Consider the following 14469-nt stretch of genomic DNA (forward strand, 5'->3'; position numbering starts at 1 on the left):
TGAAAAAAGACTCTCCATTCCATCACATTATTTCTCTAAAGGCACAAAACGTTCAACCAATAGTGCCAGGGTTCTTGCCATGACACCCGTTCCGCCTTTCGGACCAAGTTCATAGCTTCCTTTTGTCGTAGCCGTACCGGCGATATCAAGGTGCACCCAAGGAAGACCTTCAGCAAATTCTCCGACAAATGCCCCACCCATGATGGCGTGACCCGCTCGTCCCGGAGAGTTGTTCAAGTCGGCAATATCACTTCCACGAACACGTTTCTTATCGTTTTCCGTATATGGAAGCTGCCAAATGTATTCGCCTGATTCACCTGACGCTTCCAGCACTTGCTCAAAGAACGCTTCATTATTCGTGAGGGCCCCTGTTTTGTCTTCACCCAGAGCAATGATGACTCCCCCTGTTAAAGTTGCAACGTCCACTAAATAATTTGCCCCTTGATGCTTCGCATAGGTCATACCGTCAGCAAGAGCAAGACGGCCCTCAGCGTCTGTATTTAACACTTCAATGGTTTTACCACTCATAGAGGTAATCACATCGTCAGGCTTGAATGCAGAGCCGCTGACCATATTGTCTGTTGAAGGAATGACGGCAACTACATTTTGTTCAGGTTTGATTTCTCCGATGATTTCCATGGCACCAAGAACAGCTGCAGCTCCTCCCATATCGGTTTTCATTCCGACGATTCCATCTTTAGGCTTAATGGAGTAACCGCCTGTATCAAAGGTGATTCCTTTTCCGACTAAACCGATGACATCTTTCCATTCATCTTTACCGCTGTATTTAAGAACAATCATTTTCGGTGGTTCGACGGACCCCTGATTGACTGCTAGCAATGCGCCCATTCCCAGATGCTCCATCTCTTCTTTATCCAAAATCTCAACTTCAAAGTTGTATCGCTCAGCTAATTCAAGGGCGTATTCGGCTAATTTAGTCGAGGTTAATAGATTACCAGGAGTGTTCACCAGCGTACGCGCTGAATTGACTCCGTTACCAAAGGCAGAGCCGATATGTAAAGCCATCTCTACTTCTTTAGAGTCTGAGCCCGTAAAGAACTCGATCGACTCCACCTGTACCTCCGGTTGATTAGATTTCTTTTTATAGCCGTGGAACTCATATGTAGACATCGTAAAGGCTTCCATGAAGGCATGGGCTGCATCTGTTGCTGCCATTTCATCAGAAACAAACGTATCCAGTGCTACTGAAAAAGAAGAAACCTTCATATCCTTTAACGTCTTTGATGCTACGCCTAACGATTCTTTTAAAGAATCAAACGTAAGCTCTTTTTGTTTTCCAAGACCTACGAATAATAACCGCTTCGTTTCCAGCTTTCCAAATGTATGTATCTTTGACACTTTCTTTGCTTCCGAAGAAATGTCTCCGTCTTTTACCAGTTGTGTAAGATAGCCTTCAAACGTGCGGTCAAGTTCTTTCAGCTCTCTTTCGAATGTTGGCTGATGATAAATCCCGACGACCAGGCACTCTTGATTTGCGGTCCTTACTTCATTTTGATTAATCGAAAATTTCATTTTAACCGACACCTCCATTCTCTATTATAGCGAAGATGTCCCATTATTTCGACTATCTACCAAACCACTCCATAAAGTTAATTCAGTGGTTAATAGGGTATGATATAATGAGAACATTATTTTTATTCAAACAATTGAAAGGGTGGCATTTAACAGCATGGAAGTATTTTTAAATTTTCCATTATGGGCATCTTTATTTTCAATCTTCTTTGCTCAGTTTGTAAAGGTTCCCATACAGTTTATCGCGACCAGGGAGTTAAATTGGTCATTGATTACCTCAACAGGCGGGATGCCAAGTTCCCATTCAGCGGCCGTAACGGCATTATCTACTGGAGTGGCCCTGGAAGTGGGCGTGGATTCACCGATCTTCGCCGTATCCGCCATGTTTGCCATCATTACGATGTTTGACGCAACGGGGGTAAGGAGGCAGGCAGGAGAACAAGCGATTGTTTTGAATCGGTTGATGGTTGATTTCCAGAAGTTCATGTCAGAAGCAAAAGGCTGGCAGAACAAGCCTGAACAAGAAAAGCGCAAGGAGCTGAAAGAATTACTCGGTCACAAACCCATTGAAGTGTTCTTTGGGGGACTTTCGGGGATCATTCTAACGCTTCTGCTTCATTATTTTTTAAATGCTTAGGAGTGTCACGATGAGAATTGTTTCAATCTGCCCCAGTAATACAGAAATAATCGATTATCTTGGATTAACATCGAATCTTGTAGGAGTGGATGATTACTCCGATTATCCTAAAGAGGTCGATTCCCTTCCCCGGCTTGGACCGGACCTCTCTATTAACATGGATAAGGTAGAGGCCTTGAAACCTGATTTGGTGCTCTCTTCATTAAGTGTACCCGGTATGGAAAAAAACATAGAAGAATTGGAAAAGCGGAACATCCCCCACATTACGTTAAATCCTCAGAACTTTTCTGACATTGCCGAAGACCTTTTAACGGTTGGGAAAGCTTGTGGAATCGAAGAACACGGAATTCGGCGTCAGAAAGAATTTTTACAGACCGTAAATCGCTTAAAAGCGATCAGTTCAGGGGTTCAAAATCCACCATCTCTCTACTGGGAATGGTGGCCAAAGCCTGTTTTCACTCCTGGTAAGATCAACTGGTTAACCGAGTTGAGCGAGATGATCGGTGCTCGAAATCTTTTTGATGATGTGGATCTGGCGAGTGTTCAAACGGATTGGGACGACGTACTGAAACGTGATCCAGACTATATCTGTCTTGCATGGGTCGGCGTCCAGCAGAAACGGGTTAACCCTGATATCGTGAGGAAGCGTACTGGCTGGAACGAAATGAAGGCTATTCAAAAAGACCGGATTTTCGTTCTGGAGGAAGCCCTTTATTGCAGGCCATCACCCCTTCTTTTAAAAGGTGCTGTCAAGCTTGCAGAAGTTCTTCATCCTGAATTGTATAAAGGGGTCCGATGATAATAAAAAGCTCGCAGTTCAACTTGTGAACTGCGAGCTCTTTTCTATTCTTCTTTTGGTGATAATATCTGCTGTCTAAACACTTGCATGGATTTATTTTCATTTAGATCTACTAATTGCTGTTCAGACAACTCACCTGAACCCATCTGGATTACATATACGTCCAGAGTCTGTTTACCCCATTCATTATACACATCGTCCACTGTCTCGTAATAGAGGTCCAGTCTATTCCCCTTAATAGCGCTCCCTTTATCGGCTACTACCCCATATCCATAATGGGGGATAAAAAGAATGGTACCAATAGGATAAACGGAAAGATCGGCTGCAATCGTAGAATATAAATCACGTTTCACTTTCACACCAGAATATGTAATTCCATAGAGGGGATGCCCCGGGTTTTTCCCGGTCGATTCAATCCCGGCTGTGTAGCCTGTTGCTACCACCTCATGCTTCGTATACTGTTCCCAATCAACCGACTCTTCCAACGTCCTCGGTTCAACAGGCGTACTTGCAGAAATTTGAGTCTCAAAACCTGCGAGCCTCTTAAGAAATTTAAATGACAAACCTAAACGATTTGTCTGATGCTCTTTATAATTCAAACTGGTTTGATCATGGTCACCCTTGTCCATCAACCAGGCTTTAAGGGTTTGGGCCTCTACTCCCGAAACTGATTGAAAAGTAGTTCCCAGTGCCAGGACAAATAAACTGACCATAACGAATCTCTTCGTCCATGTTTTAAACAAATTCATGTATTCACTCCTCCCACCCTTATTACTTCCCAACCAGGAGGAGATATATGCATAAATTGAGAAAAAAATCGAATAATTTCAATATTTGGAAATAATTAGGATGGTCGTTTAGAGGGGCCCTTACAGAGGAATTTCATCTCCCAGATGCGACTTACAATGGGACGAAGGTATTTCCTCATTAACCTATTATGTACACTTTTTATAAAAAAATCATAATAAAAAACCGTTCAACTCGAGAAAGATACCTCGGCTAAACGGATTTGATTAAAACATTCGATATCCTTTTGCTCTTAAAATCCTCATCACGACTCCTGCCAGAATCGCTCCTGCCAATCCACTTCCTAAAATCACAAGATCGGCTATAGCCAAGTGACTGATTTTCGTACCTAACTCAGAAAAAGACTCTCCTGCATTTCGGAAATAATCTATAAAACGAACATCGTCTACAATAAAAATGACGACAATTGGATAAATGATGGCCATGATCCACGTCATACGCAATAACATATTTAACAAGAAACCTATTCCAAAAAATAGAACAAAAAATAAAAGCATCGAAATTATCATTACATGTATAGGCATTTTACCGATTACACCTCCATAAACACTAAATAATAGTGTACCTCGAGTGAAATGAAAGCGTCAATATTTTCAAGGAAGATTTGTGGCTTATTCACAAAATAAACTTATTTTCCATGCGGACATAAAAAAACAGACCCAATATCAGGATTCATACTTCACAAGCGAAGTATCCACCTACATTAGGCCTGCTTTTATCATCTATCCTTTAGGGCTTATTTCTGTTTCCCGCTGCCTCCGCAGCACGGACACGTTTCAGAACCACCCAATACTAACTGAAAGTATCCTTTTCCTGAACAATAAAGACAGTATTTCGTTTTAGTACTTGCAGTAGCTCTCATCAAATCCCTCTCCCTTTTCTTTAATTTCTTAATTTTCTGATAATATATCATCTATCCAGAATAAAGAAAAGGGACATTAGAGGGGATGTACCTCTAAGAAAGCGAATACATTTGTGTTTTTCTTTCATTATCTCTTTTTTTCTTAAAATTTACAGAATTTTATAAAAATAAATGATAACGTGTGTATGCAAATTGGTCCCCAGGATTGATTCCTTCAATCATGTTTAACTCATGTTGAGATTCCATTCGTTTGATCATCTCATGCACCATAACGGATGTCTTATCATCCTCCAATAATTCTTGAGGCGATTTCCACTGGACATCCCACAATTCAGCTTCTTCCATTTCAATAGAAGAATTTCCCTCATTATCCAGCAGAAAGATCATCATGTTATCACTAATGTCATGTTGGATGACTCCTGTTCTTACGCCGATGATTCCTTTGATGGTCGTATGTAATCCTGTCTCTTCCATCACTTCTCTTATCACCGCTTCATCAACTGTTTCACCAGCATTGACAAATCCTGCAGGCAAGGACCACATTCCTTTCAAACCGCTGTATTTCTTTTTCACCACAAGCCATTTACCGCTTTCATCAATGACCAGTCCTGCAACCGCCAGCCAAACCTTCCCTCTTTTCACTGCAAACACCCCCATCAACATTTCCCCATAATAAAAAGCAGAGCGGAAACCACCCTGCTTTTTCACTTATGATTTAAGACTTAAAAGAACTTGAACTTTCCTTTTTTGAAGACAAGTGATGGTCCACCAACCATGTAAAGAGCGCGGTTGTCGACTACTTTCTTCATGAAGGAAGCTTTTGTCCCAGTGATTTTCTTACCGTAAACGACACCGATTGCGTCATCTTCACCCAGTGAACATACTGTTCCTTTGATGTCTGGAGTGAATTCTTCCAAGTGATCTTTACCGTGTAGTAAAGAAGCAATGTTACGGGCACATACTTCCCCTTGCTGCATCGCAATTTGTGCAGTTGGAGGGTATGGACGCTCTGTCTCTTCATTGATCATTAGTGAACAGTCACCGATGATGAAGATGTTGTCATGTCCTGGTGCGCGAAGATCTTTGTTGATTTTAACGCGAGCACGCATGTTTTCGATTCCAGCTCTTTCGATGATGGAGTTACCACGTACACCGGCAGCCCATACGATTGTACCTGCCTTGATTTCTTCCACTTCGTCTTCACCTTTAGCGATGAGTACGCTGTCTGCTTTTGCTTCTTTAAGTGGAGTTCCGATATGGAATTCAACACCTTTTTTCTCAAGCTTGGCACGTGCGTATTTCACTAGCTCTGGATCGAATCCAGGAAGGATCATTGGGGCAGCTTCCACGCACACGATGCGTACTTTCTTGCGGTCGATATCATATTCATGACAAAGTTCAGGAACACGGTTACCCAATTCACCTAAGAATTCGATTCCTGTGAATCCTGCTCCCCCTACAACGATTGTAAGGCGGTCATCCTTTTTCTCTTCTTCGTTTTTATACGTGGCAAATTGTAATTCAATGTGCTCACGGATTTGACGGGCAGAGTTGATGTTTGAAATCATGAATGCATGCTCATGAAGACCCTGGATACCAAATGTCTCTGATTCTGCACCTAATGCAACGACGAGGTAATCGAATTCTACTTCACCGTCACTTGTGATGACTTTCTTTTCTTCAACTTTAATGTCTTCAACAGTAGCTTGTAAGAAGTTTACTTTGCTTGTGTTAACAACATCTTTAATGTTGTAACGAACACGATCATGATGAAGTGTACCTGCAGAAGCTTCGTGTAACCAAGTAGTCTCGTAATGATAATCATTTTTATTAACTAAAATAATTTCTGCTTCATTTGTACCTAATTGCTTCTGAAGACGAGTTACCGTCATTAATCCACCATAACCTGCACCTAATACAACGATTCTTGGCTTTCTCAACTGAATCACATCCACCTTTTTTGATAAATTTGCTTTGGATACTCTTAGAGTCCTCCACATCTTGCGTTTTTATCCCGTTCAATCTGATGCTATTACCTTTTTCCCTATAGGAAAGAAACTGAAACAAATTAAACGAGACTGTTTTCCTTCATTCATGAGGAAATAGTGTATGAAAAATAAATAAAAACGAATAAATAAGAAAGTATGTGACGTATTTCACGAACTACTACATACATATGCGAAAATTGTCATAAATTCTTAACAATATGCCTACATTACATAATATTCTTTTTGCCAGGTATTTTCAAGATATATATAGGAAATTGAAAACTTAAGAATATTCGAAAAGCGGAGGCGGCTCGCTCATAGGCGACAAGCATAAGGCGAACCTGCCGGAAAGGCGTTCATTGCCTTTTTGGCTGGTTTGCCTTATGACCTCGAGGGACTAGCCGCCGAAGCTGGACAAACCGAAAAGCGGAGGCGGCTCGCTCAGGCCCGACAAGCATAAGGCGAGAACGCCGGAAAGGCGCACTTTGCCTTTTTGGCGCTCTTGACTTATGACCTCGAGGGACTAGCCGCCGGAGCTGGACAAACCGAAAAGCCGAGGCGGCTCGCTCAGGCCCGACAAGCATAAGGCGAGAACGCCGGAAAGGCGCACTTTGCCTTTTTGGCGCTCTTGACTTATGACCTCGAGGGACTAGCCGCCGGAGCTGGACAAACCGAAAAGCCGAGGCGGCTCGCTCAGGCCCGACAAGCATAAGGCGAGAACGCCGGAAAGGCGCACTTTGCCTTTTTGGCGCTCTTGACTTATGACCTCGAGGGACTAGCCGCCGGAGCTGGACAAACCGAAAAGCCGAGGCGGCTCGCTCAGGCCCGACAAGCATAAGACCAGAACGCCGGAAAGCGGATGAAATCCCATCTCCTCCAAAAGTCTGAAACTCCACTCCCCAAAAAGACTGATTATTCCCAATTATAATTTCAAATATTGTGAAGAATCGAGAGCTGTATGATAGAATAAATTAAAGTGAAAGACATCTTAATTGTTGGAGGGATCTAGTTGAAGGAAGATCAAAAAGTGTATGATATTACGATCATAGGCGGCGGTCCTACAGGGTTGTTTACGGCGTTCTATGGCGGCATGAGAAAAGCTTCAGTTAAGATTATTGAAAGTTTACCACAACTCGGGGGCCAGCTGGCTACTCTATATCCTGAGAAATACATATATGATGTTGCAGGTTTTCCTAAAGTGAAAGCCCAGGACCTTGTAAATAACTTAAAAGAACAGATGGCAAAGTTTGAGACGACGATTTGTCTTGAACAAGCTGTGGAAGGTGTAGAAAAACAGGCTGATGGCATGTTTAAACTCACAACAGATAAAGAGATTCATTTTTCCAGAACGATCATTATCACAGCAGGGAACGGTGCGTTCCAGCCTCGCCGTCTGGAACTCGAGCATGCGTCCGAATTTGAAGGGAAGAATCTTCATTACTTTGTTGATAATTTAGAGCATTTCAGGGATAAGAAGGTTGTGATTTGCGGTGGTGGCGATTCAGCCGTTGACTGGGCTCTTATGCTAGAGCCGATTGCAGAAAAAGTCTACCTCGTGCACAGAAGGGATAAATTCAGGGCACATGAGCATAGTGTGGAAAACCTGCACAATTCTACTGTGGAACTTAAAACACCTTATGTCCCTTCAGAACTGGTTGTGGATGATAACAAAATCAATCAGCTGATTCTAGAAGAAACCAAGGGTGATGAGAAGGAAATCCTTGATCTCGATGAGTTGATTGTAAACTTTGGATTTGTTTCTTCTCTTGGTCCGATCAAGGATTGGGGACTTGAGATTGAAAAGAATTCCATCGTGGTCAATTCAAGAATGGAAACGAATATTCCCGGTATCTATGCAGCAGGTGACATTAGTACGTACGACGGTAAAGTGAAACTCATTGCAAGCGGATTTGGTGAGGCACCGACGGCCGTTAACAATGCAAAAGCATATATGGATCCTAAAGCAAGAGTCCAGCCGATGCACAGTACATCCATGTTTACAGACTAAAGACGATTATGAGGGAGGTTTTAGGATATGTAATCCTATGCCTCTTTTTCATTTGGTGAAGAACAACCATTTATACAGAAAAAAGATCGCAGCTCTTATGAAAGTAAACTTTCCATTTAAGAAGTAACGTGACCTGGTCTTCGTCAAACACCCTCTCGCATACTAAACATTTTCATCATCACCCATTGATTTGTTTATTTTAGCAATGAATGGGTAGACCAATAATAGGACAAAAAACATAGATAAAGGATGATGGATGGAATGAATGTATTAGTTATTGGAGCAAATGGTCACACTGGCCGTCATATAGTGAAAGAACTTTCAAATAGCAGTCAGCATTTTGTGAGAGCCATGATTCGAAAAACAGAACAAGCGAAAGATATGGAAGACTTGGGGGCAAGACCGATTGTTGCAGACCTGGAGCAGGACTTTTCGTACGCTCTTGAAAATGTAAATGCCGTTATTTTTGCAGCTGGAAGTGGCGGATCGACCGGTGACGATAAAACACTTGCCATTGACCAGGAGGGTGCTAAAAAAGCGGTGGACTATGCGAAGAAGATGGGAATTGAGCGTTTTGTGATGCTCAGCTCAATGGGTGCCGATAACCCGTCAAGCGGCCCGGATGAATTGCAATTCTACTTAAAAGCAAAAGGTGCAGCAGATGCCCACTTGAAGGAAAGCGGCTTAAACTACACAATTGTCCGACCTGGATCCCTTTCCTTCGATGATGCGACCGGTAAGATTGAAGCGGCTACCAGCATCGAAGATAAAAGCCGCGACATTTCCCGTGCAGACGTAGCAAAGGTGCTCGTCGATTCCTTGACCATCGAAGAAACGAATCACAAAGTATTTGAAATCTTAAGCGGTGACACACCTGTGGAAGAAGCGTTAAAGAATATTCATTAATACTTGAAAAGGGACGGACCTCCAAAAATGGAGGTCCGTCCCTTTTAATCATTAGCAATTCTCCGGCGTCCCCTTATTCGTCGCCGTCACGAATGATGATCCGCATCCGCATGAAGCGATGGCGTTCGGATTGTCGATGGTGAACCCACCGCCCATCATGGACTGCTTATAATCAATTTTAGTGCCGTTCAAGATAGCAGCATCATTTTTAGCTACCACAAGCTTGATTCCATGCTGCTCTGTTGTTGTATCTCCATCTTGAATCTCATGTTCAAAACCCATTCCATAAGAAAGACCGCTACAGCCTCCCCCTTTAACCGCTACTCTTAACATGGCATCCGTTTCGTCATGTTCCTTCATCATATCTTTAATCTGAAGGGCTGCGGCTTCGGTTAAAATGACAACTTCACTCATACACTACACCCCCAACCTTTTCATATCTTACTACTTAGTATACTCCTTTCTATTTTACTACTCAACCAAAGGGGCTTTGGTGAATGAATGGAAGAAAACTTTTTAATGAAGCTCTTTTCAACATGTTTGTTTGCTACTTTAGAGGAGAAAGTAGGATGGATTTCACCAGCACGAGGCTTTCCGTACGCAAGCTGCAAATGGAGCGGACCGACTCAACATAAACCCCACAACAGTTTCCAGAAGCCGGAAGAACTTATATGGCAAATCAACAAACAAAAAACAGAACGAAAACAATGAAAAAACAAAAAAATAAGCCGGTCATCTGACCAGCTTTTCTTTAGAACATTGGGTTGTCTTCAAGAAACTGATAGATATGATCCACCAGTTCTTCAGGTGTGTCCCCTGTCACGACTTCACCATTTACGAGTGCATAAAAGGATTGGGCGCATTTTCCGCAGTAGCCCAGGCATCCGTACTCAATGACATCCAGGTTAGGGTCTCTTTCTAATATCTCAAGCGCTTTTTGCGCACCACTAGCAAGATTGCTTATACAAAATTCTATAATAGGTTTCAATACTATCACCTCACTACTCTTTGTTATGCTACCTTTTTTTATCATTATCGTCAATCATTTGAATTCCATGTAATGGTATAACAGATTGTGAACATTTTCGCTTATTTCTGTTGTGAAAACGCCACTATTTCGATATACTTTTAATGTTAATAGGTTTATTAATGTGATAATTGCCCGAATTATGCTTCATATTGAAAATGCTTACTTTTTCAGGACCCGTTTTAACGTGAATGTCCTTTAAATCCTGTCCCATACAACTATAGGGATATAAAACATATACAAACACACTATTTCAACGATAATGAAGAGTGCAAAAAAGGGGAAATTTTTCATGAAACAATTAGTGCTGCTTGGCGGAGGATATGGGAACATGCGCGTTCTTCTTCGCTTATTACCCAACCAATTACCTGAAGATGTGTCGATTACCCTGATTGATCGAAATCCTTACCACTGTCTTAAAACTGAGTACTACGCATTAGCTGCAGGTACGATTTCAGATCAACATGTACGCGTATCATTCCCGGAACATGCCCGTTTATCCTATGTATATGGAGATATCTCCGGAGTCGATATGGAGAACAAACTTGTTCATATGAAAGATCAAGACCCTGTGCCTTACGATGATCTGGTCATTGGACTTGGTTGTGAGGATAAATATCATAATGTACCTGGTGCAGATGAACATACTTACTCGATTCAAACGATTGAAAAGTCCCGTAAAACGTACCAAACCCTATGTAACCTTCCGGCGGGTTCGATCGTTGGAATCGTCGGAGCTGGTTTAAGCGGGATTGAGCTTGCCAGTGAGCTTCGAGAAAGCCGTTCTGATTTGAAAATTAAACTTTTCGATCGCGGTCCACGTATCCTTAATGCTTTCCCTGAACGATTAAGCTCTTATGTTCATGGGTGGTTCGACGAGAATGATGTAGACATCGTCAATGGCTCCAATATTACAAAAGTGGAGCCAAACACCCTTCATAACCATGAAGAACAGATTTTCTGCGATGCCATCGTTTGGACGGCTGGGATACAGCCAAGCAAAGTCGTTCGTGATATGGATGTTGAAAAGGATGCAAGCGGTCGCGTTATTCTAACAAAGTATCATAACCTGCCTCAGGATGAGAATGTTTACGTGGTTGGTGACTGCGCAAGCCTCCCTCAAGCTCCAAGTGCCCAGCTTGCTGAGGGACAAGCAGAACAAATCGTGGCAGTCTTACTTAAACGTTGGAAGAATGAGCCGCTGCCGGCAGAACTGCCTAAGATTAAGCTAAAAGGAATTCTTGGTTCACTCGGGAAGAAACATGGTTTTGGTCTGGTAAATGAGCGTTCCATCACAGGTCGTGTCGCTCGATTGTTGAAATCCGGTGTGTTGTGGATGTATAAATATCATAATGGATGATGTAAAAAAGAACCGCGATCGGGCGGTTCTTTTTTTAGGTACAGCGTAATTATTTTCAATAAAAAAGACTCTCCCCATAAGAAGAGCCTTTCTAACCCAATCAATCAAACCGCTTTATACCCATATTTCTCAAGTTCGGAATAAATCGTTTTTAACCGGGGATTCCCTTCTCCGATAATATTCCCTTCTAACAGGACAATCGGATAAAACATATCCTCTTCGATCACTTTTAAAGCAAATTGCTTAACGAATTCATCTTCAGGAGGATTGTGGATGTCCACATATTTAATCACGAAGGGCTGATCCGGATACTTTCGACTAACAGCAGCCTCAAGCCATTCGTACGTTTCTTTCGATGATGGTAAATTCACGCAGCTTGGACACAGTATTTCTGCCCCATACACGTAAAGTTCAACAGGTTTACGCTCCATATGACTCTCCCCTTTGTTTCCCTCTTTAGTTTATTTTACAAAAAAAACAGCAGGGTTGGAACAACAATGTGCCAATTTCTATACTGGAAACTGCATTTAGAAAATTTCTGATGGTCTTTTCGTAAATATTGTGATTATTTTAAAGAAGAAAGTACTAGTTGATTTCCGCTCCAGGATGCTCGCTTTCCGCGGGGCTGGCGGTGAGCCTCCTCGGCTGCGCCTCCGGGGTCTCACCTGTCCAGCTACGGCGGCTAGCCCCTCGAGGTCATAAGCTAAATGGTCCATGAAGGCAAAGTACGCCTTCCCGGCCCATTCATCTTATGCTTGTCGGGGCTGAGCAAGCCGCCTCCGCTTTTCGTCCTGTCCAGCTATTCCCGCAGGAGTCGATCATCCTGCAGCGAGAATCAACTTTCTGAGCATATATCCTTAATCGAAACAATTAAAACAAGCTTTATCTCTTTTTAGGTAAGTATTTTAAATAGGTAAAGATTGATTGTCTTAAGGAAAAAGAATTTTGTTTTCTAATTAAATTGTAATTGACACCTTCTAGATCTGTCGCGAAAAATCTGTTAAAGATGGTGAGGGGAACTGCGCAGACTCCTGCGGAAGTACGGGCGTGCCGAGACCCCGGAAGCGAAGCTGAGGAGGCTCGGCCGAACGTCCGCGGAAAGCGGAGCGGTTCCCCTCACCATCCAGCACTCACTCATTGACAGATCCCTGGCAGATTCATTGTTTTTTAACCACTATCGTTCCTCAGAGCCATTTAAAAAAAAAGAAATTCCCAATAGTTTGCAGGTTGATAGATTTTTTGTGAATATGTCATTATAATAGAGAGTAAGGAAAGGAGTAGATAATTATGGCTGAAAACGAAATGATTGCACCTGTTCAGGAAGTATTAGATAAATTACGTCCGTTCCTACTTCGCGATGGTGGAGACTGTGAACTTGTGGACGTTGAAGATGGTATCGTAAAATTACGCCTTCTCGGTGCTTGTGGAAGCTGCCCAAGTTCAACCATCACATTAAAAGCAGGAATCGAACGCGCATTAGTAGAAGAAGTTCCTGGTATCGTTGAAGTAGAGCAAGTATTCTAATGTACCATTGACCAAACAGCCTAAATCCTTCAATGGATTTAGGCTGTTTTTTGATTATAGAGATGTCCGCGGTTTGTTTCCCTTTAATACGGCATGAATATTCTCTACACATAACGCCATCATCTCGTACCGTGTTTCTTTCGAGGAACTGCCAATATGAGGAAGTGCGACCACTTGATCTAACTTGATAAGAGGATGGTCTGCATCGATCGGCTCCACTTCGAAAACATCTAAACCTGCCCCTGCAATGTCGCCCCTCTTTACCGCTTGTTCTAAAGCCTCTTCATTTACGATTGGGCCACGGGCCGCATTGATGAAAATCGCTGTATCTTTCATCAATAAAAATTGTTCATCTTGAAACATACCTTCTGTGTCTTCATTTAAGGGAGCAAGAACCACGACAAAGTCCGATTGAGTAAGGAGTTCCTCAAATGTTGTATAGTGAACACCAAGATCTCGTTCCACTGCATGCTTTCTGGAACGATTATGATATAGAACATTCATATTGAACCCCTTCGCCCTTCTTGCCACAGCTTCACCTATACTTCCCATTCCCACAATCCCAATGGTTTTGTGATGAATATCTAAACCAGCTAACAAAAGGGGTGACCAGCTTTTCCACTTTCCTTCTTTAATATAACGGTCTGCTTCGACGATTCGTCTTGCCGTTGCCATTAATAGTCCAAAGGTTAAATCAGCCGTTGTCTCTGTTAGGACATCCGGCGTATTGCAAATGGTTACGCCTACTTCTTTTGCAGCTTCAAGATCTATATTGTCATGACCGACAGCCAGATTTGCCACAACTCTTAATGAAGGAGATTTCTGTAATAACTCCCGATCTATCTTGTCCGATAACATCGTAAGTAAAGCAGACGCACTCTCTGCTTTATGGAGAAGGATGTCTCTTGGTACCGGAACATCTTCATGCTCCCACATGTCAACTTCGAATTCTTTCTGCAAAGGGGTAATGACTGATTCCGGCAATTTTCTTGTAATATAGATGGATGGCTTCATATGT

At 42.4% G+C, this 14469-nt stretch carries 16 protein-coding genes; 6 read left to right on the top strand and 10 right to left on the bottom strand.

Going from position 1 to position 14469, the window contains the following annotated elements:
* Positions 1-27: 27 nt before the first annotated feature.
* Complete coding sequence (locus ACCB35_RS18185) at positions 28-1533, bottom strand: leucyl aminopeptidase (protein ID WP_044338134.1); 1506 nt, start codon at positions 1531-1533, stop codon at positions 28-30.
* A gap of 157 nt (positions 1534-1690) precedes the next feature.
* Here ACCB35_RS18185 and ACCB35_RS18190 point away from each other — a divergent pair, with 157 nt between their 5' ends.
* Together ACCB35_RS18190 and ACCB35_RS18195 are read left to right on the top strand one after the other, a co-directional pair.
* A complete protein-coding gene (locus ACCB35_RS18190; RefSeq protein ID WP_374054754.1) occupies positions 1691-2170 on the top strand; it encodes a divergent PAP2 family protein in 480 nt (159 codons plus the stop codon).
* 10 nt (positions 2171-2180) lie between these two features.
* Entirely contained in the window at positions 2181-2969 is a 789-nt protein-coding gene (locus tag ACCB35_RS18195; protein WP_374054755.1) for a cobalamin-binding protein, read from the top strand.
* Between the two features lie 44 nt (positions 2970-3013).
* Here ACCB35_RS18195 and ACCB35_RS18200 read toward each other — a convergent pair whose 3' ends face one another.
* From ACCB35_RS18200 to ACCB35_RS18220, 5 genes are all read right to left on the bottom strand, one after another.
* Complete coding sequence (locus ACCB35_RS18200) at positions 3014-3718, bottom strand: 3D domain-containing protein (RefSeq protein ID WP_374054756.1); 705 nt, start codon at positions 3716-3718, stop codon at positions 3014-3016.
* A gap of 264 nt (positions 3719-3982) precedes the next feature.
* Complete coding sequence (locus tag ACCB35_RS18205) at positions 3983-4300, bottom strand: YuiB family protein (protein WP_374054757.1); 318 nt, start codon at positions 4298-4300, stop codon at positions 3983-3985.
* Between the two features lie 212 nt (positions 4301-4512).
* Positions 4513-4638 (bottom strand): YuiA family protein, encoded by a 126-nt coding sequence (locus ACCB35_RS18210; protein WP_172655674.1) that lies wholly within the window; start codon positions 4636-4638, stop codon positions 4513-4515.
* A 159-nt stretch (positions 4639-4797) separates the two neighbouring features.
* Positions 4798-5295: an NUDIX domain-containing protein gene (locus ACCB35_RS18215; protein ID WP_374057070.1), complete on the bottom strand. Its 498-nt coding sequence runs from the start codon at positions 5293-5295 to the stop codon at positions 4798-4800.
* A 65-nt stretch (positions 5296-5360) separates the two neighbouring features.
* The gene (locus ACCB35_RS18220) at positions 5361-6578 is read right to left on the bottom strand and encodes an NAD(P)/FAD-dependent oxidoreductase (RefSeq protein ID WP_044338140.1); all 1218 of its coding nucleotides are present in this window, start codon (positions 6576-6578) and stop codon (positions 5361-5363) included.
* 1057 nt (positions 6579-7635) lie between these two features.
* Here ACCB35_RS18220 and ACCB35_RS18225 point away from each other — a divergent pair.
* Together ACCB35_RS18225 and ACCB35_RS18230 are read left to right on the top strand one after the other, a co-directional pair.
* Positions 7636-8634 carry an NAD(P)/FAD-dependent oxidoreductase gene (locus ACCB35_RS18225; RefSeq protein ID WP_374054758.1) on the top strand — a complete coding sequence of 333 codons (999 nt, stop codon included), beginning with the start codon at positions 7636-7638 and terminating at the stop codon, positions 8632-8634.
* A 261-nt stretch (positions 8635-8895) separates the two neighbouring features.
* Positions 8896-9540: an SDR family oxidoreductase gene (locus tag ACCB35_RS18230; RefSeq protein ID WP_044338143.1), complete on the top strand. Its 645-nt coding sequence runs from the start codon at positions 8896-8898 to the stop codon at positions 9538-9540.
* A 51-nt stretch (positions 9541-9591) separates the two neighbouring features.
* On the opposite strand, the gene ACCB35_RS18235 is transcribed toward ACCB35_RS18230, so the two are convergent.
* Together ACCB35_RS18235 and ACCB35_RS18240 are read right to left on the bottom strand one after the other, a co-directional pair.
* Positions 9592-9954 (bottom strand): iron-sulfur cluster assembly accessory protein, encoded by a 363-nt coding sequence (locus ACCB35_RS18235; protein ID WP_044338144.1) that lies wholly within the window; start codon positions 9952-9954, stop codon positions 9592-9594.
* A gap of 337 nt (positions 9955-10291) precedes the next feature.
* A complete protein-coding gene (locus ACCB35_RS18240) occupies positions 10292-10573 on the bottom strand; it encodes a YuzB family protein (protein ID WP_044338477.1) in 282 nt (93 codons plus the stop codon).
* A gap of 286 nt (positions 10574-10859) precedes the next feature.
* Between ACCB35_RS18240 and ACCB35_RS18245 the strand changes: the two genes are divergently transcribed.
* Positions 10860-11927, top strand: a complete 1068-nt coding sequence (locus ACCB35_RS18245; RefSeq protein ID WP_374054759.1) for an NAD(P)/FAD-dependent oxidoreductase — start codon at positions 10860-10862, stop codon at positions 11925-11927.
* Between the two features lie 104 nt (positions 11928-12031).
* Here ACCB35_RS18245 and ACCB35_RS18250 read toward each other — a convergent pair whose 3' ends face one another.
* The gene (locus ACCB35_RS18250; RefSeq protein ID WP_374054760.1) at positions 12032-12358 is read right to left on the bottom strand and encodes a YuzD family protein; all 327 of its coding nucleotides are present in this window, start codon (positions 12356-12358) and stop codon (positions 12032-12034) included.
* 856 nt (positions 12359-13214) lie between these two features.
* Here ACCB35_RS18250 and ACCB35_RS18255 point away from each other — a divergent pair.
* Positions 13215-13451, top strand: coding sequence for a NifU family protein (locus tag ACCB35_RS18255; RefSeq protein WP_034763763.1), 237 nt, complete (start codon positions 13215-13217; stop codon positions 13449-13451).
* Positions 13452-13505: 54 nt separating this feature from the next.
* Here the strand turns inward: ACCB35_RS18255 and ACCB35_RS18260 are convergent, their stop codons facing one another.
* On the bottom strand, positions 13506-14465 hold the full coding sequence (locus ACCB35_RS18260) for a 2-hydroxyacid dehydrogenase (RefSeq protein WP_374054761.1): 960 nt from the start codon (positions 14463-14465) through the stop codon (positions 13506-13508).
* Between the last annotated feature and the right edge of the window lie 4 nt (positions 14466-14469).

The organism is Rossellomorea sp. FM04394 (genome assembly GCF_041889765.1).
Taxonomy (GTDB): domain Bacteria; phylum Bacillota; class Bacilli; order Bacillales; family Bacillaceae_B; genus Rossellomorea; species Rossellomorea aquimaris_B.

What these genes read in the sequence shown, in the direction of transcription:
- ACCB35_RS18185 (WP_044338134.1), bottom strand. Translation starts at nt 1,533, where the DNA reads ATGAAATTTTCGATTAATCAAAATGAAGTAAGGACCGCAAATCAAGAG.
- ACCB35_RS18190 (WP_374054754.1), top strand. Translation starts at nt 1,691, where the DNA reads ATGGAAGTATTTTTAAATTTTCCATTATGGGCATCTTTATTTTCAATC.
- ACCB35_RS18195 (WP_374054755.1), top strand. Translation starts at nt 2,181, where the DNA reads ATGAGAATTGTTTCAATCTGCCCCAGTAATACAGAAATAATCGATTAT.
- ACCB35_RS18200 (WP_374054756.1), bottom strand. Translation starts at nt 3,718, where the DNA reads ATGAATTTGTTTAAAACATGGACGAAGAGATTCGTTATGGTCAGTTTA.
- ACCB35_RS18205 (WP_374054757.1), bottom strand. Translation starts at nt 4,300, where the DNA reads ATGCCTATACATGTAATGATAATTTCGATGCTTTTATTTTTTGTTCTA.
- ACCB35_RS18210 (WP_172655674.1), bottom strand. Translation starts at nt 4,638, where the DNA reads ATGAGAGCTACTGCAAGTACTAAAACGAAATACTGTCTTTATTGTTCA.
- ACCB35_RS18215 (WP_374057070.1), bottom strand. Translation starts at nt 5,295, where the DNA reads ATGGGGGTGTTTGCAGTGAAAAGAGGGAAGGTTTGGCTGGCGGTTGCA.
- ACCB35_RS18230 (WP_044338143.1), top strand. Translation starts at nt 8,896, where the DNA reads ATGAATGTATTAGTTATTGGAGCAAATGGTCACACTGGCCGTCATATA.
- ACCB35_RS18235 (WP_044338144.1), bottom strand. Translation starts at nt 9,954, where the DNA reads ATGAGTGAAGTTGTCATTTTAACCGAAGCCGCAGCCCTTCAGATTAAA.
- ACCB35_RS18240 (WP_044338477.1), bottom strand. Translation starts at nt 10,573, where the DNA reads ATGATAAAAAAAGGTAGCATAACAAAGAGTAGTGAGGTGATAGTATTG.
- ACCB35_RS18245 (WP_374054759.1), top strand. Translation starts at nt 10,860, where the DNA reads ATGAAACAATTAGTGCTGCTTGGCGGAGGATATGGGAACATGCGCGTT.
- ACCB35_RS18250 (WP_374054760.1), bottom strand. Translation starts at nt 12,358, where the DNA reads ATGGAGCGTAAACCTGTTGAACTTTACGTGTATGGGGCAGAAATACTG.
- ACCB35_RS18255 (WP_034763763.1), top strand. Translation starts at nt 13,215, where the DNA reads ATGGCTGAAAACGAAATGATTGCACCTGTTCAGGAAGTATTAGATAAA.
- ACCB35_RS18260 (WP_374054761.1), bottom strand. Translation starts at nt 14,465, where the DNA reads ATGAAGCCATCCATCTATATTACAAGAAAATTGCCGGAATCAGTCATT.